The organism is Kribbella ginsengisoli, assembly GCF_039537185.1.
Classification (GTDB): Bacteria; Actinomycetota; Actinomycetes; order Propionibacteriales; family Kribbellaceae; genus Kribbella; species Kribbella koreensis.
On sequence record NZ_BAABAA010000007.1, the window covers coordinates 764,807 to 783,830 of the forward strand.

19 protein-coding genes are annotated in these 19,024 nt (G+C 66.9%); 7 read left to right on the forward strand and 12 right to left on the reverse strand.

Annotation, left to right across the window (positions count from 1 at the left end; all coding sequences use genetic code 11):
* The first annotated feature begins 139 nt into the window (after nt 1-139).
* Nucleotides 140-1,531, forward strand: coding sequence for an aspartate aminotransferase family protein (locus ABD768_RS27140; RefSeq protein ID WP_343966685.1), 1,392 nt, complete (start codon nt 140-142; stop codon nt 1,529-1,531).
* Here ABD768_RS27140 and ABD768_RS27145 read toward each other — a convergent pair.
* Genes ABD768_RS27145 through ABD768_RS27165 form a run of 5 tightly spaced genes read right to left on the reverse strand, consistent with a single transcriptional unit; the run spans nt 1,528 to nt 7,014 of the window.
* Nucleotides 1,528-2,916 carry an NAD(P)/FAD-dependent oxidoreductase gene (locus tag ABD768_RS27145; RefSeq protein ID WP_344845240.1) on the reverse strand — a complete coding sequence of 463 codons (1,389 nt, stop codon included), beginning with the start codon at nt 2,914-2,916 and terminating at the stop codon, nt 1,528-1,530. The two genes, ABD768_RS27140 and ABD768_RS27145, sit on opposite strands and share 4 nt — an antisense overlap.
* On the reverse strand, nt 2,913-3,737 hold the full coding sequence (locus ABD768_RS27150) for an ABC transporter permease (protein ID WP_343966680.1): 825 nt from the start codon (nt 3,735-3,737) through the stop codon (nt 2,913-2,915). Before ABD768_RS27150 ends, ABD768_RS27145 begins: the two co-directional genes overlap by 4 nt.
* A complete protein-coding gene (locus tag ABD768_RS27155) occupies nt 3,734-4,657 on the reverse strand; it encodes an ABC transporter permease (protein WP_344845242.1) in 924 nt (307 codons plus the stop codon). The genes ABD768_RS27150 and ABD768_RS27155 overlap by 4 nt, the downstream gene beginning before the upstream one ends.
* Entirely contained in the window at nt 4,654-5,820 is a 1,167-nt protein-coding gene (locus tag ABD768_RS27160; protein ID WP_344845245.1) for an ABC transporter ATP-binding protein, read from the reverse strand. The genes ABD768_RS27155 and ABD768_RS27160 overlap by 4 nt, the downstream gene beginning before the upstream one ends.
* Nucleotides 5,821-5,826: 6 nt before the next feature.
* The gene (locus tag ABD768_RS27165; RefSeq protein ID WP_343966674.1) at nt 5,827-7,014 is read right to left on the reverse strand and encodes a polyamine ABC transporter substrate-binding protein; all 1,188 of its coding nucleotides are present in this window, start codon (nt 7,012-7,014) and stop codon (nt 5,827-5,829) included.
* 147 nt (nt 7,015-7,161) lie between these two features.
* Between ABD768_RS27165 and ABD768_RS27170 the strand changes: the two genes are divergently transcribed.
* The 3 genes from ABD768_RS27170 to ABD768_RS27180 all read left to right on the forward strand — a co-directional run bounded on the left by ABD768_RS27170 (nt 7,162) and on the right by ABD768_RS27180 (nt 10,290).
* Entirely contained in the window at nt 7,162-7,644 is a 483-nt protein-coding gene (locus tag ABD768_RS27170; RefSeq protein ID WP_328331787.1) for an Lrp/AsnC family transcriptional regulator, read from the forward strand.
* Nucleotides 7,629-8,996, forward strand: a complete 1,368-nt coding sequence (locus ABD768_RS27175) for an NAD(P)/FAD-dependent oxidoreductase (protein WP_344845248.1) — start codon at nt 7,629-7,631, stop codon at nt 8,994-8,996. Before ABD768_RS27170 ends, ABD768_RS27175 begins: the two co-directional genes overlap by 16 nt.
* A gap of 91 nt (nt 8,997-9,087) precedes the next feature.
* Nucleotides 9,088-10,290, forward strand: coding sequence for an aminotransferase class I/II-fold pyridoxal phosphate-dependent enzyme (locus ABD768_RS27180; RefSeq protein ID WP_344845249.1), 1,203 nt, complete (start codon nt 9,088-9,090; stop codon nt 10,288-10,290).
* Here the strand turns inward: ABD768_RS27180 and ABD768_RS27185 are convergent.
* Nucleotides 10,261-10,974, reverse strand: a complete 714-nt coding sequence (locus ABD768_RS27185) for a hypothetical protein (protein ID WP_343966666.1) — start codon at nt 10,972-10,974, stop codon at nt 10,261-10,263. The two genes, ABD768_RS27180 and ABD768_RS27185, sit on opposite strands and share 30 nt — an antisense overlap.
* A 68-nt stretch (nt 10,975-11,042) precedes the next feature.
* Between ABD768_RS27185 and ABD768_RS27190 the strand changes: the two genes are divergently transcribed.
* Nucleotides 11,043-11,360 carry a MarR family winged helix-turn-helix transcriptional regulator gene (locus tag ABD768_RS27190; RefSeq protein ID WP_344845252.1) on the forward strand — a complete coding sequence of 106 codons (318 nt, stop codon included), beginning with the start codon at nt 11,043-11,045 and terminating at the stop codon, nt 11,358-11,360.
* A 113-nt stretch (nt 11,361-11,473) separates the two neighbouring features.
* Here the strand turns inward: ABD768_RS27190 and ABD768_RS27195 are convergent, their stop codons facing one another.
* The 5 genes from ABD768_RS27195 to ABD768_RS27215 are packed head-to-tail and all read right to left on the reverse strand — an operon-like array spanning nt 11,474 to nt 16,445.
* Nucleotides 11,474-12,421, reverse strand: a complete 948-nt coding sequence (locus ABD768_RS27195) for a carbohydrate kinase family protein (RefSeq protein WP_344845255.1) — start codon at nt 12,419-12,421, stop codon at nt 11,474-11,476.
* 4 nt (nt 12,422-12,425) lie between these two features.
* Nucleotides 12,426-13,430, reverse strand: a complete 1,005-nt coding sequence (locus ABD768_RS27200) for an SIS domain-containing protein (RefSeq protein WP_344845257.1) — start codon at nt 13,428-13,430, stop codon at nt 12,426-12,428.
* The gene (locus ABD768_RS27205; protein ID WP_343966657.1) at nt 13,427-14,269 is read right to left on the reverse strand and encodes a carbohydrate ABC transporter permease; all 843 of its coding nucleotides are present in this window, start codon (nt 14,267-14,269) and stop codon (nt 13,427-13,429) included. The genes ABD768_RS27200 and ABD768_RS27205 overlap by 4 nt, the downstream gene beginning before the upstream one ends.
* A complete protein-coding gene (locus ABD768_RS27210; RefSeq protein WP_344845260.1) occupies nt 14,269-15,156 on the reverse strand; it encodes a carbohydrate ABC transporter permease in 888 nt (295 codons plus the stop codon). Before ABD768_RS27210 ends, ABD768_RS27205 begins: the two co-directional genes overlap by 1 nt.
* Nucleotides 15,153-16,445 (reverse strand): extracellular solute-binding protein, encoded by a 1,293-nt coding sequence (locus ABD768_RS27215; protein ID WP_343966652.1) that lies wholly within the window; start codon nt 16,443-16,445, stop codon nt 15,153-15,155. Before ABD768_RS27215 ends, ABD768_RS27210 begins: the two co-directional genes overlap by 4 nt.
* Before the next feature lie 99 nt (nt 16,446-16,544).
* Here ABD768_RS27215 and ABD768_RS27220 point away from each other — a divergent pair, with 99 nt between their 5' ends.
* Together ABD768_RS27220 and ABD768_RS27225 are read left to right on the forward strand one after the other, a co-directional pair.
* The gene (locus ABD768_RS27220; RefSeq protein WP_343966650.1) at nt 16,545-17,702 is read left to right on the forward strand and encodes an ROK family transcriptional regulator; all 1,158 of its coding nucleotides are present in this window, start codon (nt 16,545-16,547) and stop codon (nt 17,700-17,702) included.
* 29 nt (nt 17,703-17,731) lie between these two features.
* Nucleotides 17,732-18,166, forward strand: a complete 435-nt coding sequence (locus tag ABD768_RS27225) for a MarR family winged helix-turn-helix transcriptional regulator (RefSeq protein ID WP_344845264.1) — start codon at nt 17,732-17,734, stop codon at nt 18,164-18,166.
* A gap of 2 nt (nt 18,167-18,168) precedes the next feature.
* On the opposite strand, the gene ABD768_RS27230 is transcribed toward ABD768_RS27225, so the two are convergent.
* Nucleotides 18,169-18,885, reverse strand: coding sequence for a GntR family transcriptional regulator (locus tag ABD768_RS27230; protein WP_344845267.1), 717 nt, complete (start codon nt 18,883-18,885; stop codon nt 18,169-18,171).
* Between the last annotated feature and the right edge of the window lie 139 nt (nt 18,886-19,024).

Consider the following 19,024-nt stretch of genomic DNA (forward strand, 5'->3'; position numbering starts at 1 on the left):
TAGTGCGGAATCCGAATCAGATGGTGTTCTCAACCGAGGAGATCGGCAGGATATAGGCCACACGGGAACGAAATCACTTGCCAGGCGTCGGGCTGGCGGGCAGGATGGCGGGAACGGCCAGCTTGAGATGGGGAAAACGATGATGACGTCCGACGGCCTTGACGACGCCGCCTTCGACCGGTTGCAGCAGTCCGCGCGCGACCACCTGTGGCTGCACTTCAGCAGGATGGGCAGCTACGAGACAGCCGAGGTACCGGTCATCGTCCGCGGCGACGGCGCGTACATCTACGACGCCCGCGGCAAGCGCTACCTCGACGGATTGGCCGGCCTGTTCGTCAGCCAACTCGGCCACGGCCGCACCGAGCTCGCCGAGGCCGCGGCCAAGCAGGCCTCCGAGCTGGCGTTCTTCCCGCTCTGGTCCTACGCGCACCCGAAGTCGATCGAGCTCGCCGAGCGGGTCGCCAGCTACGCGCCGGGCGACCTCAACCGCGTCTTCTTCACCAGTGGTGGCGGCGAGGCCGTCGAGACCGCCTGGAAGCTCGCGAAGAACTATTTCAAGTTGACCGGCAAGCCGATGAAGCACAAGGTGATCAGCCGCGCCATCGCGTACCACGGCACCACCCACGGCGCGCTCTCGATCACCGGCCTGCCGGAGCTCAAGCAGCAGTTCGAGCCACTGGTACCGAGCACCTTCCGGGTGCCGAACACGAACATCTACCGCGCCCCGATCCACGGCGACGACCCGGTCGCGTTCGGCCGCTGGGCCGCCGACCAGATCGCCGTCGCGATCGAGAACGAAGGCCCCAGCACCGTCGCGGCCGTCTTCCTCGAACCGGTCCAGAACGCCGGCGGCTGCTTCCCGCCCCCGCCCGGCTACTTCGAGCGGGTCCGCGAGATCTGCGACGAGTACGACGTACTGCTCGTCTCCGACGAGGTGATCTGCGCGTACGGCCGGCTCGGCCACATGTTCGGCGCCGAGCGGTACGGCTACCAGCCGGACATGATCACCTGCGCGAAGGGTCTCACCTCCGGCTATGCCCCGTTGGGCGCGATGATCGCCACGGACCGGCTGATGGAGCCGTTCCTGCAGGGCAACACGTCGTTCGCCCACGGCTACACCTTCGGGGGCCATCCCGTCTCCGCGGCCGTCGCGCTCACGAACCTCGACATCTTCGAGCGTGAGGGCATCAACGAACACGTCCGGGACACCGAGGGGGAGTTCCGTGCGACGCTCGAGAAACTGCTCGACCTGCCTCTGGTCGGCGACGTCCGCGGTGACGGGTACTTCTACGGCATCGAACTGGTCAAGGACAAGACCACCAAGGAGACCTTCAACGACGAGGAGTCCGAGCGCCTCCTCCGCGGCTTCCTCTCCAAGGCCCTCTTCGACGCCGGCCTCTACTGCCGCGCCGACGACCGCGGCGACCCCGTCATCCAGCTGTCCCCGCCACTGATCTGCGACCAGTCGCACTTCGACGAGATGGAGCAGATCCTCCGCTCGGTCCTGACCGAGGCGGAGACCAAGCTCTAGAAGTCGAACCCGAGACCCATACGGTCGAGGGTTCTGAGCCAGAGGTTGCGATGGCCCGCGTGGGAGTCCGCGTGGGCCATCGACCATCTGGTCAGGTGGATGCCGGCTGATCGGATCGGCTCCGGCGGGAACGGTAGCGGGCGTTCGCGGACCATCTTGAGTTCCGTACGTTCGGTCTTCTCGGCGTACAGGAGGTCGAGCATGACGTCGGCGCCGAAGCGGGTGGCGGCTACACCCAGGCCGGTGTAGCCGAGGGCGTAGGCGATGCGGCCTTCGGACGCTGTGCCGAAGAAGGCGCAGAAGCGGGTGCTGGTGTCGATGACACCGCCCCAGCGGTGGGTGAAGCGGAGGCCTTCCAGCTGGGGGAAGGTGGTGAAGAAGTGGCGGGCGAGCATCTCGTGGATGGTGTCGCGTTGTTCCAGGGCTGGGTCGATTCGGCTGCCGAAGTAGTACAGGGGTGTGTAGCCGCCCCAGAGGATGCGGTTGTCGCGGGTCAGGCGGTAGTAGTGGAAGAGGTTGGAGGCGTCACCGATGCCTTGGCGGCCGCGCCAGCCGATCTCGCTCAGCTGCTGAGCCGACAGCGGCTCCGTCGTGAGGACCAAGTCGTAGACAGGCACGGTGTACAGGCGTAGGCGCCGGAGTAAGGACGGGAAGGCGTTGGTGGCAAGGGCGACTCGGCCTGCGCGCACCGAACCGGTTGCCGTGCGCAACAAGTTGCCGCGGAGTGCGGTGACGGGTGAGTGCTCGTGGATGCGGACGCCGAGGTCGAGGCAAGCGCGCCGAAGTCCCCAGGCGAGGTGTGCGGGTTCGATCAGTGCGGTGCCGGAGTGGTCGGCCAGGGCGCCCAGGTAGGTCGGGGAGTTCACCTCGGCTCTGACTTCGTCCGCGTCGAGGAGCGAGACCTTGTGACCGAGTGCCTGTCGGGCCGCTGCCTCCTCGGCCAGGCCTTCCAGGTGATGGGGCGCGGTTGCGACGGTCAGTTCGCCGGTACGCTCCCAGCCGCAGTCGATTCCGTACTTCGCGATGGTCGCGCCGATCGCTTCCAGGTTCTCTTCACCGAGTCGCTCCAGCAACGGCAACTCGTCCGGCCAGCGGGCCTGGCCGTTGCCGAAGCCGTGCGTCAGGCTGGCGTCGCAGAAGCCGCCGTTGCGACCGCTCGCCGCGCTGCCACAAGTCGACGCCTCCAGGACGACGACGTCCAGCGATGGGTAGCGTTCCTTGGCCCGGAGCGCTGTCCACAGGCCGGTGTAGCCGCCGCCGACGATCGCCAGGTCTGCTGTATGTTCCCCGATGAGCTGTTCAGCCGGTTCCGGGGCGGCCGGGTCGTCCAGCCAGAAGACACGGGGCTGGGCGTCTCGCAAGGCGAGCACGGGCGGCTCGCTCACCGAGCGCGGGCGTTTCGTCGGCGGCGGGCCAGCTCGCCGCCCAGTACCAGGAAGAGAGCGAGGAGGAACATCGCAGTACCGACGACGTTGATCTGGGGTGGCAGGTCGCGTTGGGCGGAGCCCCAGACGAACATCGGGAAGGTGACCGTGGTGCCGGCGTTGAGGTTGGTGATGATGAAGTCGTCGAAGGACAGCGAGAAGCTGAGCAGGGCGGCGGCCATGATGCCGGGGAAGACGAGCGGGAAGGTGATCCGCCAGAACGTCTGCCACTCGTTGGCGTACAGATCCATCGCCGCCTGTTCGAGCCGTGAGTCCATCCCGGACAGCCGCGCCTTCACGGTGACGACGACGAACGACAGGCAGAACATCACGTGCGCGATCAGGATCGTCCAGAAGCCGAGCCGGCCGCCGAAACCGGACGACACGAACAACGCGAGTAGAGAGGAGCCGAGCACGATCTCCGGAGACGCCATCGGCAGGAAGATGAACAGGTTGGTCGCGGACCGGCCGCGGAAGCGCTGACGTACCATCGCGAACGCCATCAGCGTGCCGAGCGCGGTCGCGATCACGGTGGCGGCCAGGCCGATCTGCAGGCTCTTGCCCACCGCGTCACACAGCCCGAACGGGCGGCACGGGTGCTGCCAGTTCTCCCAGGTGAAGCCGTCGAAGGTGTAGGACAGCTTGCTCTTGGGCGCGTTGAACGACATCAGGATCACGACGAAGATCGGCGCGAAGAGGTACAGCAGGACCAGCAGCCCGAGGAAGAGGATCAGGTGACGACCGATCCAGCGGCCCAAACCAGTCAGACTCAGCCTGGTCATACCAGCTCCTCCGTCCCGGCGCGGCGGACATAGAAGAGAACGAGGACGACGATCGCGGCCATCAGCGTGACCGAGAGCGCGGCGGCCGTCGGGTAGGCGCCGGCGGCGAAGAGGCGCTGGATGTCGTTGCCGATCATCCGCTGCTTCGGCGTACCGAGCAGCTGCGCGTTGATGTAGTCACCCGCGGCCGGGATGAAGGTCAGCAGCGTCCCGGCCACGACGCCCGGCATCGAGAGCGGCAAGGTCACCGTGCGGAAGGTGGTGAACGGCCCCGCGAAGAGATCGCCACCGGCCTCGATCAGGCGGTGATCGATCTTCTCCAGGCTGGCGTAGAGCGGCAGGATCATGAACGGCAGGAAGTTGTACGTGAGGCCGGTGACCACCGCGGCGGTCGTGGCGAGCAGCCGGCCGTCCGAGCCGAGGATGTGGACCGTCTTGAGGAAGTCCACGACGAAGCCGTTGTCGCTGAGCAGCAGCTTCCACGACAGCGTGCGGATCAGGAAGCTGGTGAAGAACGGCGCGATCACCAGCGCCAGCATGATGTTCTTCCAGCGACCCGCCTTGAACGCGATCGCATAGGCCAGTGGATAGCCGAGCAGCAGGCAGAAAGCCGTGGTCAGCAAGGAGTACCACAGCGATCGCGCGAACGGCCGGGCATAGTCGGCGAGCGCGTCCACATAGTTGTGGAAGCTCCACGTCATCTTGAAGCCGGCCTCGATCGAGCCGTTCGGGTCGTACAGGCTGGCCGCGAGCAGCGACACGATCGGCACGACGAAGAACAGCAACAACCACAGCGCACCGGGCGCCAGCAGCAGGTACCCCGTCAGGCTGCGGCCTTTGCGCTCAGGCTCCACGGCGGCAGGCGGCGTACCGGCCGTAGTACCGGCTGCCGGCCCCGGGAGTTGGCCGAGGGCGCTCATCCCGCGTCCGCGATGTCCTCGACACCGGCCAGCGCGTCCTGCGCCGCGTCGAGGACGAACGTGTGCGACGGCTGCCAGTGCAGATCGACGGAGTCGCCGACCTTCAACGCCTCCCGGGCACCGGTGTTCTGCTCGAACACCGTCAGCTCCTGCCCCCACGGCAGCTTCGCCAGGTACTGCGTACTCACCCCGATATAGCTCACATCCGTCACCACGGCCGACCGCAGCACGTTCGAGCCACTGTCGTCCTCCGACCCCGACGGCGCGAGGAAGACCTTCTCCGGCCTGATCCCCATCCACACGTCGCCCTCGGTCACCCGGCACCGTGGAACCGGTACGACGACCTTGCCGCCCTGCACGTCGACGACCAGGTTGCCGTCCGCCTGGCTGACGATCCTGGCCCGGACCAGGTTCGACTGCCCGAGGAAGTTCGCGACGAACGTCGTCGCCGGCAGGTCGTACAACTCCGCCGGCGACCCCAGCTGCTCGATCACGCCACCGTTCATCACGGCGATCGTGTCGGCCATCGTCATCGCTTCTTCCTGGTCGTGCGTGACGTGCACGAAGGTGATGCCGACCTCGGTCTGGATCCGTTTCAGCTCGATCTGCATCTGCCGCCGCAGCTTCAGGTCGAGCGCACCCAGCGGCTCGTCGAGCAGCAGCACCTGCGGCCGGTTGATCAGCGCACGCGCCAGCGCGACTCGTTGCTGCTGGCCACCGGACAACTGGCCGGGCTTGCGCTTGCCATACGTGCCGAGCTCGACCAGCTCGAGCATCTCGTCGACCTTCTGCTTCACGTCCTTGACCTTGCGGCGACGCAGCCCGAAGGCGACGTTCTCGAAGATGTCCAGGTGCGGGAAGAGCGCATAGTTCTGGAAGACGGTGTTGACCGGCCGCTTGTACGGTCGCAGGCCGGTGATGTTCTGCTCGCCGAGACTGATCGTCCCGCTGGTCGGTTCCTCCAGCCCGGCGACCATCCGCAGCGTCGTCGTCTTGCCGCAGCCGGACGGTCCGAGCAACGCGAAGAACTCGCCCTGCGGCACGGTCAGATCCAGATCGTTCACGGCCGTGAAGGTCGCGAACCGTTTGGTGATCCCGTTGAGCACCAGATCGCTGGTCCCTGCGGTGGTACCGGCGACTGTGTCCTTTTCGGTGACGGTCATTGGCGGTCAGCCCCCGATCGCGAGGTTGAAGTCGGTTTCGTAGAGCTTCGCCTTGGCCGTGTCCAGCGGCATGAACGCGAAGGTCTTCTCGAGCACTTCGGTGTCAGGGAAGATCAGCGGGCTGTCGACCAGCTCGGGATCGACCTTCTCCATCGCCTTCCGGGCGCCCTCGACCGGACAGATGTAGTTCACCCAGGCCGCCAGCGTGGCGGCGACCTCCGGGTCGTAGTAGTAGTTCATCAGCGCCTCGGCGTTCGCTTTGTGCGTCGCCTTGTTCGGCACCAGCATGTTGTCCGACCAGAGCGCCAGACCCTCTTCCGGTACGACGAACTTGACGTCCGGATTGTCCGCCTGGAGCGCCAGGACGTCACCCGACCAGGCCTGGCAGGCGACGATGTTGCCGGCGTTCAGGTCCTGCACGTAGTCGTTGCCGGTGAAGCGGCGGACCTGCCCGGACGCGACGTACCCACTGAGTTTGTCGAGCGCCTTGCTCCAGGCGGCGTCGTCGAACTTGTTCGGGTCGGCGCCGACCAGCCGGAGCATGAACGACATCGTGTCCGGCATCTCCGACAGCATGGTGACCTTGCCCTTGAGATCCCCACGGGTGAGCAGGTCGGCGAAACTGCCGACCTCCTTCGTGTACTTCGCGTTGTAGGCGATGCCGGTGAGCCCCGACTGCCACGGCACGCTGAAGTCGCGGTTCGGATCCCAGCGCGGCGCCTTCAGCTGCTTGAGCAGGTTGGCATCGACGTTCGGGATCTTGGCGTGGTCGAGCTGCTGGATCCAGCCCAGGCCGACCGTGCGAGCGGCCATCCAGTCGGTCAGCACGAAGATGTCGCGGCCGCAGGGCTGACAGGCGCCGAGCTGGTCCCGCACCTTCGCGTAGAACTCGGAGTTGTCGTTGACGTCGGCGGTGTACGTGACCTGGACGCCGGACTTCTTCTCGAACTCCTCCAGCGTCGGCAGCACGGTCTTGCCGTTGACCTTCTCGTCCGACTCGTCCATGTAGCTCGGCCAGTTGGAGAAGATCAGCGCCTTCTCGGTCGCCGACCTGTCCGTACTGACGCAACTGCCGGCGCTCTGCTTCGCGGCCGGGATGCCGCAGCCGTTGAGCAGGCCGGCGGCGCCCAGCCCGAGCGCGGCCCCGCGGAGAAGGGCCCGGCGCCCGATCACAGGCTGGGGACGAGAGCTCATCCGGACCTCCCTGTCTGGGTCTGTTAGCGGGCGATACTGTCAAACGGTTTCCGTCAAGACAAGGGATTCCGCAGTTGGATGCTCATTTCGCAACGGATTCCGATACTCGTGCTTGCTTACCCCCGGTGACGCTGACAGGATCTGCAGGTGACCGGACGCACGGGGAACCCCGAAAAGAACGCTGTACTGCTCGACGACACCGCCAAGGCGATCATCCGCGAGCTCCAGGTCGACGGGCGCAGGTCGTACGCCGCGATCGGCAAGGCGGTCGGGCTGTCCGAGGCCGCGGTCCGGCAACGCGTCCAGCGGCTGACCGAGGCCGGCATCATGCAGGTCGTCGCCGTCACCGATCCGCTGGAGATGGGGTTCGCCCGGCAGGCGATGATCGGGATCAAGGCCGAGGGGGCGCTCGAGCCGATCGCCGACGAACTCGCGGCGATGGACGAGATCGAGTACGTCGTGATCACGGCCGGCTCGTTCGACCTGCTGGCCGAGGTGCTCTGCGAGAGCGACGAGCAACTGCTGCGGGTGCTGTCGGAACGGGTGCGTTCGATCAAGGGCGTGAAGGGTACTGAGACCTTTGTGTACCTGAAGCTGGTCAAGCAGACCTACTCGTGGGGTGTGCGCTGATCCTGTGGAGCTCGGCCGCGGCACCTGTGGTCGAGCGGCCGGGGCTGGCGGGCGACCGGGATGCCGACGTGGCGATCGTCGGGGCCGGGTACACCGGGCTGTGGACTGCCTATTACCTGGCCAAGGCTGATCCGTCGCTGCGGATTGTCGTGCTGGAGGCCGCGACTGCCGGCTTCGGCGCCTCGGGGCGCAACGGTGGTTGGTGTTCGGCGTTGTTCCCGGTGTCTTCGCATCGGCTGGCCTCGCTGCCGGGGTCGAGCCGGGAGTCGGCGATCGCGATGCATCTGGCCATGCAGGGGTCGGTGAACGAGGTGGGTCGGGTCAGTGCTCTTGAGGGCATCGACTGCGATTACCACAAGGGCGGGACGATCGTGCTGGCTCGATCGGCGGCTCAGCTGGCTCGGGCTCGGGCTGAGGTGGCGGCGGCCGGAGAGTGGGGGCCGGGGGATCTGCGGTTCCTGGAGCCTGATGAGGTCGCGGAGCAGGTGCGGGCGACGAAGGTGCTGGGGGCAACGTTTACGCCGCATTGCGCTGCGATTCATCCGGGCAAGTTGGTGCGGGGGCTGGCAGCCGTGGTGGAGGGGCTCGGGGTGACTATTCATGAGCACACTCCGGTGGTTTCCATTGCGGGTGGGGTTGCGCGTACGGCGTACGGGGCGGTGCGGGCCGAGGTGGTCGTCCGGGCTACTGAGGGATTCACGCCGTCGCTTGCCGGTGAAGCTCGGACATTGGCGCCGGTCTATTCGTTGATGGTGGCAACGGAGCCGTTGAGTGCGGCGACATGGGAGCGGATCGGGCTGGCGGATCGGCCGACGTTCAGCGATCACCGGCATCTGGTGATCTATGGGCAGCGGACGGCTGATGGGCGGCTGGCCTTCGGCGGGCGCGGGGCGCCGTACCACTTCCGGTCCCGGGTCAAGCCGTCCTTCGATGAGGAGCCGCGGGTGTTTGCCGCGTTGCAGGCCACCTTGCGCGATCTCTTCGACGGACTCGATGACGTTGCCTTCACGCATGCGTGGGGAGGGGCGCTCGGCGTACCGCGGGACTGGTGCGCGTCGGTCGGGATCGATCACGAGTCGGGCTTGGCGTGGGCCGGCGGTTATGTCGGCGACGGCGTCAGTACGACGAACCTGGCCGGCCGGACACTGACGGACCTCATCCTCCGTCGCGACACTCCGCTCATCCACCTCCCCTGGGTGGACCATCGCTCGCCCCGCTGGGAGCCGGAGCCGTTGCGCTGGCTGGGCATCAACGCGGGCCTGCGGGCGATGACCGTCGCCGACACCGAAGAGAAGCTGACCCGCCGCGACAGCCGGATCGCCCGCCTGATGTCGCCGCTCCTCGGAGGCTGACCCCAGCGCTGCCTCATCAGGCACGAAACGAACGCTTGCGCTGCCTAGGGTTCGGGATACATCGAATCCCCGGAGGCATGCCTTGACCGCTGTGAGTCCTGCCCAGGACGCCATGTACCACTTCTCCGTCGCGGAAACCCACGGCGTCGTCCACCTCGCCGCGGAGGACCAGCGGCTGGATGGCCGCATCGTCACGGTCGGCGGCCGCGAGATGGTCAACTTCAGTTCGTGCGGCTACACCGGGCTGGAGATGCACCAAGGACTCAAGGACGCCGTCGCCGAGGCCGTTCAGCGCTACGGCACGCAGTTCTCGACCACGCGAGCCTTCCTGTCCGCTCCGCAGTACGCCGAGGCCGAGGCCGCCCTGACGACTCTGTTCGGCCGGCCGGCGGCGATCTCGGCCAGCACGACCATGGGCAACCTCTCGGCGATACCGACTCTGGTCGGCCCGGGCGACGCGATGATCCTCGACGCGCAGGTGCATCGCAGCGTGCGGATGGCGGCCAGGCTGACCGAAGCGCCGATCCGGACGGTCCCGCACAACAGCCTGGAGGTACTCGAGCGCCGGGTCCGGGAACTGTCCGCCGAGTACGACCGGGTCTGGTTCATGGCCGACGGCCTCTACAGCATGTTCGGCGACTTCTCCCCCGTTGGTGAACTCGGCGACCTGGCCGAGCGGTACGAGAAACTCTGGCTGTACTTCGACGACGCCCACTCGATCTCCTGGACCGGACGCAACGGCCGGGGCCACGTGCTGGACCGGCTGAGCCCGGCGGCGCTCGAGAAGACCGTGGTGGTCGGCTCGCTGAACAAGGCGTTCGGGATCGCCGGCGGGGTGATGACGTTCCCGACCGACGAGTTGCGCCACCAGGTGTTCAGCCTCGGCCTGCCGATGATCTTCTCCGGTCCGGTGCCGCCGCCGATGCTGGCCGGGATCGTCGCGTCCGCGCGGTTGCATCTGTCCGGCGAGGTGGCCGAGCGGCAGCAGCGGGTGGTCGACCGGATCCGGTTCTTCAACCGCGAGGCGGTGGGGTACGGGCTGCCGCTGCTGAACGAGTCCGAATCGCCGATCCGGTACGTCGTGACCGGGCGGGACATCGAGTCCACGGCGACGCTGGTCCGGCGGCTGCAGGAGTCCGGGTACTTCGTCAACGCGGCGAGCTATCCGGCCGTACCGGCGAAGCGGTCCGGGTTGCGCGCGACCATCACCGTGCACCAGACGCAGGACGACATCCTCGGCCTGGTCCAGGCGATCGCCAAGTGGCTAGCTGGGGGCGCCGGTCAGGGCCGGTAGGGCTGGGAAGTTGGCCAGGTTGGGGAGGGATGGGAGATCGGCGAGGGTCGGGCGGTTGACGCTGGCTCTGGCCGCGAGCAGTACCTGGAGTGGCGGGCCGTACAGGATGGTCGGCCCGTGCAACCAGTCCTCGATCACCGGGACGGCGGCGTGGTGGTGATTGGCGAGGTCTCGCAGGCTCAGCTCGTCGACGTCGACCGGGTTGCCGGTCAGTTCGACGATGTCGTTCATCAGGCCGCCGACCTGTTGCTCCCAGAGAAGGTTGTCGGTGGCTACCTCGTCGGGGCGGATCAGGAGCAGGGCGACGTCACTGGTGAGGTCGCCCTCGCCGCGGGCGGCAGCGCCGTACAGGCTGGCATGCAGGGGTGGGATGCGCCAGGAGGCGAGGTTCGCCGCGAGGGTGTCGGCGAAGGTGGCGCGGAGGTTCGCCAGGAGTTCCACTGCTTGAGCCGCTAGGTGAGAGCGGTTGAGCCGGTAGAGCAGTGAGGTGCCGGCCTCGTCGACGTGCACCAGGCCGGTCGACGCCAGGCGCTGCAGGACCAGGCGGACGCCAGCCACGCTGCCAGTGCCTGCTTCGGCATGCACTTGACGACCGGAGAGCATGCGGTCGGAGCGCGCGAGCACTTGGAGCACGGGTCCGTCTAGCGAGGGGATCACGGTGCTGATCGGCGTACTGAAGTCCACCGGCTACCGTGCCCACAATTCTGCGCACATGATCACTTTTGTGATCATAGTGACTGCCCGATCACTCTGTGTCAGCGGGGCATCGCCAGGGCCTGGTCGACGAGGTAGCCCGGATCGTCGATCTGTCCGGGGAGTTGCGGGTGAGCAGCCAGGGGCTGGGGCAACTGGTCAAGCACCTGGAGCGCGAGGGGTACGTCGAGCTGGCGGCCGACCCGGATGATCGGCGGGCGAAGCTGATTCGGCGTACCGGCGCCGGGGACGCCGTGGTGGGGCAAGTGAGCGCGCTGCTCGACGGTGTGGAGCAGGCGTGGCGGGCTGAGGTCGGGGCTGAGCGCTTCGCCGTCTTCCGCGAAGTACTGGGTGAACTGGCCGCCAAACTCCGCTGACCTCAGAGCAGTTGTGGCGACCTTTGACACCAAATGGTGTGCGTGAACACGTTGTTAGATGTTCAAGGTCACCACGTGGTGTTCGAGGTCGCCACTTCCTCGGCGCAGGGTGGCTAGCGAGATACCTCGGTGCGGGTGGGGTGGCGGTTGTGGGAGGGGCGGGTTACTACCGCGGAGGCGTAGGCGACGGCGAAGGTCAGGGCTTCGGGGAGGGGTTTGCCGGTCGCTAGCTCGGCAAGGATGGCGGCGGCGCGGCTGTCGCCGGCGCCGGTCGTGTCCAGGGGGATGGCGGGTGGGGCGGTGATGACGATGGTGTCGGCGCCGGGGGTTGCTGCGCCAGGACGGCTGTTGGGTGGCGTGGGGGTGGTCAGCAGGGCGCCGGCGGGGCCTCGTTTGAGGATTGTTTGGTGGTTGCTGTGTTTGGTGAGGGCGATGGCAGCGTCGTGCGGGATGGGGAGGTTGGTGAGGGCGAGCGCCTCTGGTTCGTTGGGGAGGAAGAGGTCGACCAGCGGGAGAAGGTCGAGGATCTCCTGGCGGCCGGTGGTCTTCCAGTCGTCGGGGTCCCAGCCGGTGTCGAGGAGGGTGGTGGCGCCGTTCACGCGGGCCCGCTTGAGGAGTTCGTGGGTGGCGGGGCGGAGGGCGGGGAGGGAGAAGTGGCCGGTGAGCAGGACATAGTCAGCCTCGGTCGCATCGTCCGGGAGGTCTTCGAGGGTCCAGTCGGCCAGTACTCCGTGCGCGGTGATGAACGCGCGCTCGCGGCCGGGGGCCTCGACGGCGATGGAGATGCCGGTCGCGCCGGGTTTGACGAGGATGTCCTCGTGGAGTTTGAGCTTCTCCAACTCGGCGAGCACCCAGCGGCCGGCGTAGTCGTCGCCCACTGCGGCGAACAGCCGATGCGGGGTGCCGAGTGCGGCAAGCGCGAGGCTCACATTGCCCGCGGCACCGGCCGGGCGGACGTCGATCCGCTCGATGATCGAGTCGCCACCCGGGCGTGGGAGGGCGGTGACCGGATCGGCCAGTACGTCGAGCTGCACGTTGCCGATGACATGAATCGTAGGCAAAACCTCAACTCACCTTCGTATCGCTCTGACGATGTCTGAACCCATCAACCTTCAACCCACGCCGCTGAGCAACCTCCCACCCCAACCGCTGCACCACCACCATCTCCACCACCGCCCGAGCCAGCCCATTACTTGCCTCAGGCAACTTGATGACAGCCAGGTTGTCAGCCGGCTCGACATCGGCCGTGGTGATCAGCACAACCTTGGTCCCGTACTCCAGTACGTCGTACGCCAACTGCACCTCCCGCCCATCCCCGATCAGCACACAGGTGGTCTGCTGATCAAGAATCTCCATCGGCCCATGCAGATAGTTCCGAGTCTCATGCACCGCTGTATGCAGTCGCCCCGACTCCCGCAACAACAACCCACCTTCGCCCGCAGTCGCCACACTCACACCGCTGGCAACCACATCCACCACCCGAGCCTCATCCAGGTACGCGCTCGCCGCGCCTAGCGGCGCGACGAGCGCGGCGGAGACGAGAGCCGGCAACGAAGTCCAGTCGAAGCCCGACCCAAACGAGCCAGCGCCGTTGGAGGCGGCCGCGGTGGAGGCGGGCGCACTGACTCCAGCGGACGCTGCGGCGGTCCAGTGGTCGCCTAGGGCGCCTAGGGCTTGGAGGGTGGCGGTGTAGCCGGTGGTGTAGACGGGGCTGTCTGGGCCGGAGTTCAGGAGGATGAGTTCGTCGGCTGCGGCAGCCAACGGGCTGCCGGGGAAGTTGGTGAGGGCGATTGTTCTTGAGGAGGGTTTGTAGGCGAGGACTTCTGCGCTGCGGCCGGATTCGCTGATTAGGAGGGTTACGGCTGCGTCCAGAGGTGGGGCGGAGGCTGGGATGGCGACTGCTGGGAGGCCGGTGGAGCGCCAGGCGCTGGCTGCTCCTTGGGCGGCATACTCGCTGGCTCCTATTCCTACTAGAGCGATCAGACCGCCTTCGTACGAAGGGAGTTTGAGGGAGCCGAGGCTCGTGGCTAGGGCTGCGGGTTGGGCGGCTATGCCTTCGGGGAACTTCATCCTTTGACCGAGCCGGCGGTTAGGCCGCTGACTATGTAGCGCTGGAAGAGTAGGGCCAGGAGTACCGGGGGCAGGGCGGCCAAGACACCGCCGGCGGCTACCAGGCCGAAGTCTGAGGAGAATTTGCCGGTGAATTCGGCGATGGCTACTGGGATGGTTTTTGCGTTGGTCGTCGAGGTGAAGATCAACGAGTAGAGGAACTCGTCCCAGGCCAGGAGGAAGCCGAACATGGCGGTGGCGACTATGCCGGGGCGGGCGAGGGGGAGGACTACTCGGAGTAGGGCGCCTAGGCGGGAGCAGCCGTCTACGCGGGCGGCGTCTTCAAGTTCTACCGGGAGGCTGAGGTAGAAGTTGCTCATCGTCCAGAGGCAGAACGGGGTGACGATCGAGCAGTACGTGACGATCAGGCCGAGTTTGGTGTCTAGCAGTTGCAGGTTCGCCATGGCCAGGTACAGCGGGATCACCAGCGCGATCGGCGGGAGCATGTAGATCGCGAGGAAGGCGAACAGCGTCGTACGGCGGAAGCGGAACCGCAAGCGGGCGAAGGCGTAGCCGCCGAGGGAGCCGACCACCAGCGAGATGATCGTCGTGCAGGACGCGACGATCAGGCTGTTCAGCATGGCGAGCCGGAAGGTGCCGGCCACGTTGTCGCCACCCGACGACGAGGTGAAGATGTCGCGGTAGCGCTCGAGCGTCGGGTGGTCCGGCCAGAGCGTACCGGCGGTCAGCTCGCTCGATGGGGAGACGCTGGAGATGACCAGCCAGGCGAAGGGTGCGAGCACGACCACTGCGAGAACTGCGCAGAAGACGTAGAGCACGGGAGAGGGGCGGTTGCGCATCAGACACCTGCCAACTGGTTCTGCCGGAGGATGCGCAGGTAGAACATCGCCAGCGCGCCGACGGCGATCACGATCAGGTACGCGAGGGCGGCGCCGTACCCGAAGAGCTGGTTCGAGAACGCCTGCAGGTAGGTGTAGAAGGCAACGGTCTGGGTGCCCGACGCGGGGCCGCCGCCGGTCATCACGTAGATGATGTCGAACACCTTGAAGGCCTCGATCGTGCGGAGGACGAGGACGACGGCGATGCTCGGCTTGAGTAGCGGGATGACGACCGACCAGAAGGTGCGCAGCTTGCTCGCGCCGTCCACCACGGCTGCTTCGTGCAGTTCGGCGGGGATGGTCTGCAGGCCGGCGAGCAGGAAGAACGCGACGATCGAGGTGTTCTTCCAGACGTCGGCGACGATCACCATGTTGAGCGCGAGGAACGGCGAGCCGAGCCACTGGGTGTCGGTGCCGAGGATCTGGTTCAGTACGCCGTACTGGCCGTTGTAGATCCAGCGCCAGAGCGCGCCGTTGACGATCGTCGGGAGCGCCCACGGGAGTACTACGAGACTGCGCCACAGCCAGCGGAAGCGCAGCGGCGCGTTGAGCAGCAGCGCGACGCCGAGCCCGAGGACGAGCTCGATCGCGGTCGACACCAGCGTGAAGTACGCCGTATGCCCGAGCACCGGATAGAACGACGGGTCACTGAAAACCTTGGTGTAGTTGCTCAACCCCGCGAACGGATAACTCCCCGGCATCGCACTGTCGACCTTGTAGAGCGAGATCAACAGTGTGCGGATGACCGGGTAGAGCACGACGCCGAAGACGACCAGCGCGGCGGGGAGGAGCAAGAACAGTGCGAACTTGCCCTCCCCTTTGACTACTACATGTCTGGTTCGGCTCACGACTGCAGGAGGCTGTTCGCTTTGTCGGCGGCGTCGTCCAGGGCTTTTTGGGCGGGCTTGCGGCCCAGCAATGCGTTCTGGAGTTCGGCTTGGAGGGCCTGGGAGAAGGCGTTGTAGTTGCGGGCCTGGGGGCGGAGGATCAGGTCGTCGAGTTGCTTCTTCGCCTGGGGGACGACCGCGGGGTTGGTTTTCACGACGGCGGCGTCGTCGTAGGAGGTCTTCCAGACCGGGAGCGAGTCGAGGGCGTACTTGTTCTGCTCGGCCTGGCTGGTGAGGAAGCTGATGTACTTGAAGGCCGCCGCCTGGTTCTTGCTGCCGGTGGTGACGCAGAGGGCCATCCCGCCGTTGACGCCTGGGCGTCCGGCCGAGCCCTTGGGCGTTTGGAGGACCTTGACCTTGCCTGCGATCTTGCTCTGTTTCGCGTCGTTGGCCGCGCCGTACATGTAGGTCCAGTTCAGTACCGCGCTCGCCTGCCCGGCCTGGAACACCCGCTGTACGTCGGCCTCGAGCGACTGCGTCGACGCCGGGTTGGTCAGCCCGTCGACGATCGTCTGCCGCATGAACTCCAACGCCTGGACCCCTCCGCCAGTGTTGAACGCGGCCTTGCCCGAGTCGTCGAGGAACTTGCCGCCCATTGCGCCGAGCAGCTGGGCGTAGTCGCAGACCAGCGCCTCGGCCTGCTGCCACGACCAGATCAGCGGGTACTTCGCAGCGCCGGTCGCCTTGATCTTGCGGGCGGCCGCGAGCACGCCGTCCCAGGTGTCCAGGCCGGCCGCGTCGACCTTGGCGGTCTGCAGGTGCGCCTCGTTGTAGAAGAAGTACTTGGTGTCCATGATCCACGGCACGCCGTACAGCTTCTGGTCGTACTCCGCGGTCGCGACCGCGCCGGCGAGCATGCCGGACTTCCACTCGGCTGGCCACTGGCTGGTGACGTCGGTGACCATCTTCTTGCCGCCGAACTCGGCCGGCCAGATCACGTCGATCAGCACCACGTCGTACGTACCGGCCGGACCGGCGGCGACGATCTTGTCGTGCAGCGCCTCGTAGGCGACGAACTCCGGCTTGACCGTGATGTCCGGGTTCGCGCCGGCGAAGGAGGCCGTCATCTTGGTGATGTCGTCCTCGGAGTAGCCCGCCTGTTTCATGAACAGCGCGCGGACCTCGCCCTTGCCGCTGCCCTGGTCGCCCGTCGAGGCGCCCTTGCCACCGCCGCACGCCGCCAGGAACGCTGCCAGCCCGAGTCCACCCGCCGCTTGCAGGGCGGTCCGCCGGGAGAGGTTGTCTGCCATGACTCACTCCGATTCCGAGTTTGTTAGGCAGCCTGCCTAACTTACGGGAAGTATCATCAGGCTCCGAGGCGGTAGTCAAGGCTTAACCGGAGGTGACGCATGAACCGTGTTGTGAGCGGCACTCCCAGCGCGAGCGTCGTGCTGACCCAGCTGCTGACCCGGTCTGGACCACAGACCCGGTCCGAGCTCGCGGTGGCGTGTGCCCTGTCCCGCCCGACGGTCTTCGCCGCGGTGGAACGGCTCGAGTCGCTCGGCCTGGCGGAGCCGGTGGCGCAGCGGAGTGGTCTACCCGGACGGACCGCCACGCTGTACGGCGTACCGGCTGGTGCTGGGTGTGTGGCGGGGGTCGACATCGGCGGTACGAACCTTCGGGCAGCGGTTTGTGACCTCAGTGGCGCCCCGTTGGCGGAGCTCAAGCGGTCGACGCGGGCGAAGGGTGCAGCGAGCGTTGTACGGCAGGCCGTGGAGTTGCTGGCCGAGGCACGCGCGGCAGCCGATCGGGTGGATGTGCCGTTGCTGGCTGCCGGGGTGTCGATTCCTGGGGTGGTGAATCGGCACGATCCGATGGTCCGGTACGCCTGGAATGTCGGTGAGGACAAGCCGTACGACTTCTACTCGCAGCTGTCGGCCGCGATCGACGGGCCGGTACTGCTGGAGAACAACGTCAACCTCGCCGCGATCGGCGAGCAGCGGCACGGAGCCGGCGCCGAGGCCTCGACGTTCGCTGTGATCGCGATCGGGACCGGCGTCGGCGCGGGCATCATGCACAACGGCGCGCTCCTGCGCGGCGCCCATGGCGCGGCCGGCGAGGTCGCCTTCCTGCCAACCGGCCACGCCCACCGCAGCGGTACTCCGAGCAGCGCCGACGAAGCAGGTGGCAAAGCGCTCCTGCGCGAAGCCCAAGCGCTCGACCCGGCCCTGAAAGACGTGGCCGACCTCTTCGAACGAGCCCAGCAAGGCGATCCCCAGGCGCTCTCCCTGGTCGAAGACGAGTGCCGCCGGATCAGCGAGATCGTCGCCGCCATCTGCGCCGTCGTCGACCCCGAAACAGTCATCCTCAGCGGCGGCATCGGCGACAACGACTTCCTGGCCGCCCGAGTCGCCGAACTGGCCGCCGCCCTCCCGATCCCACCCACCATCGTCCGCTCAGCCCTGGGCGACCGAGCCAGCCTGGTCGGCGCGATCACCACCGCCACCACCCACGCAACCACCGAACTCCTCTCCCGAGTAGAAGCCCCGGACTCGGTCACCGGGTAGCTGCGGATGAATTGTGGTAGTCAGTGATCATGACTGTCAGGCGGGTGGACCTTGGGGTGTTGGCCGGGCAGTTGCTGTTCGCCGTTCAGGGGGAGTTGTTCGGGAAGCTGGGTGAGCTCGGGTTCGATGATCTGCATCCGCGGCATGGGGCGGTGCTGGCTTATCTGGAGCCGGAGGGGGTTCGGGCTACCGAGTTGGCTCGGCGGTCGGGGCAGCACAAGCAGGTGATCGGGACGATGGTTGATGAGCTGGAGGGGCTGGGGTACGTCGAGCGGCGGCCTGATCCGGTTGATCGGCGGGCCAAGTTGATCTGTCCGACTGAGCGTGGGGTGGCGGAGCTGGCGGCGGCCGACAGGATTTTGGCGGCGATGCAGGAGCGGCATGCGCGGCGGTTGGGGCGGCAGAGGTACGCGGAGTTCAAGGCTGCTTTTCAGGACATCGTGGAGCACCAGAAGAATCGCTGAGGTCAGCTCGGGGTCATCCGGAGTTCGGCGGTGAAGGCGTAGCGGTCGCCGCGATAGACGGATGAGGTGTACTCGAAGACGCGCTCGCGGCGGTCGAAGCTGACGCCGTGCAGGGCCAGGCACGGTTGGGTGCTGGGGATGTCGAGCCATCCAGCCGTCTTGGCGTCGGGCATCACGGGCTCGAGTTTCGACGTACCGGAGGCCAGCTCGATGCCGTACCGGTTCGTCAGCAGCTCGTACAGCGAGCCGCTCAGGTCGTCGGCTTCGAGGCCCGGTACGTAGCTGCCGGGCAGCGTGGTGCGCTCGACCGCCATCGGCATCCCGTCGGCCAGCCGGAGCCGGGTGAAGGTGAGGACCGGATCGCCGACCGGGATGCGTAGCCGGCGGGCGGCCCCGCGTTCGGCCTTCGTATGGCGGAACTCGAGCGTCTGGCTCCCCGGCCGCATCCCGCGCCGGCGGATGTCCTCGGAGAACCCCATCATCCCCAGCCACCTGGCCACCTTCGGCCGGGCCGTGTAGGTCCCGCTCCCGTGCCGGCGGACCAGCAGTTCCTCGATCACCAGCTCGTCGACCGCCCGCCGCAACGTCATCCGCGCGACATTCCACCGAGCCGCCAGCTCCCGCTCAGGCGGCAACGCGGCACCTTCCGGCAACGTGTCGATCAGGCTGAGCAGCAGCGCCCGGATCTCGGCGGCCTTACCCGGCAGGGAACTGTGCATCCCCCTGCCTAACACCACCCGAGGGTCGCCAGGAACCTTTTCCAACAGCATGCAACTACGGACGGACCGATCGGGCAGCCTGGCGTCGTACGGCAAAAACAAGCACGCGTGCTTGATTCTTTCCGGGTTGGGTGGGAGG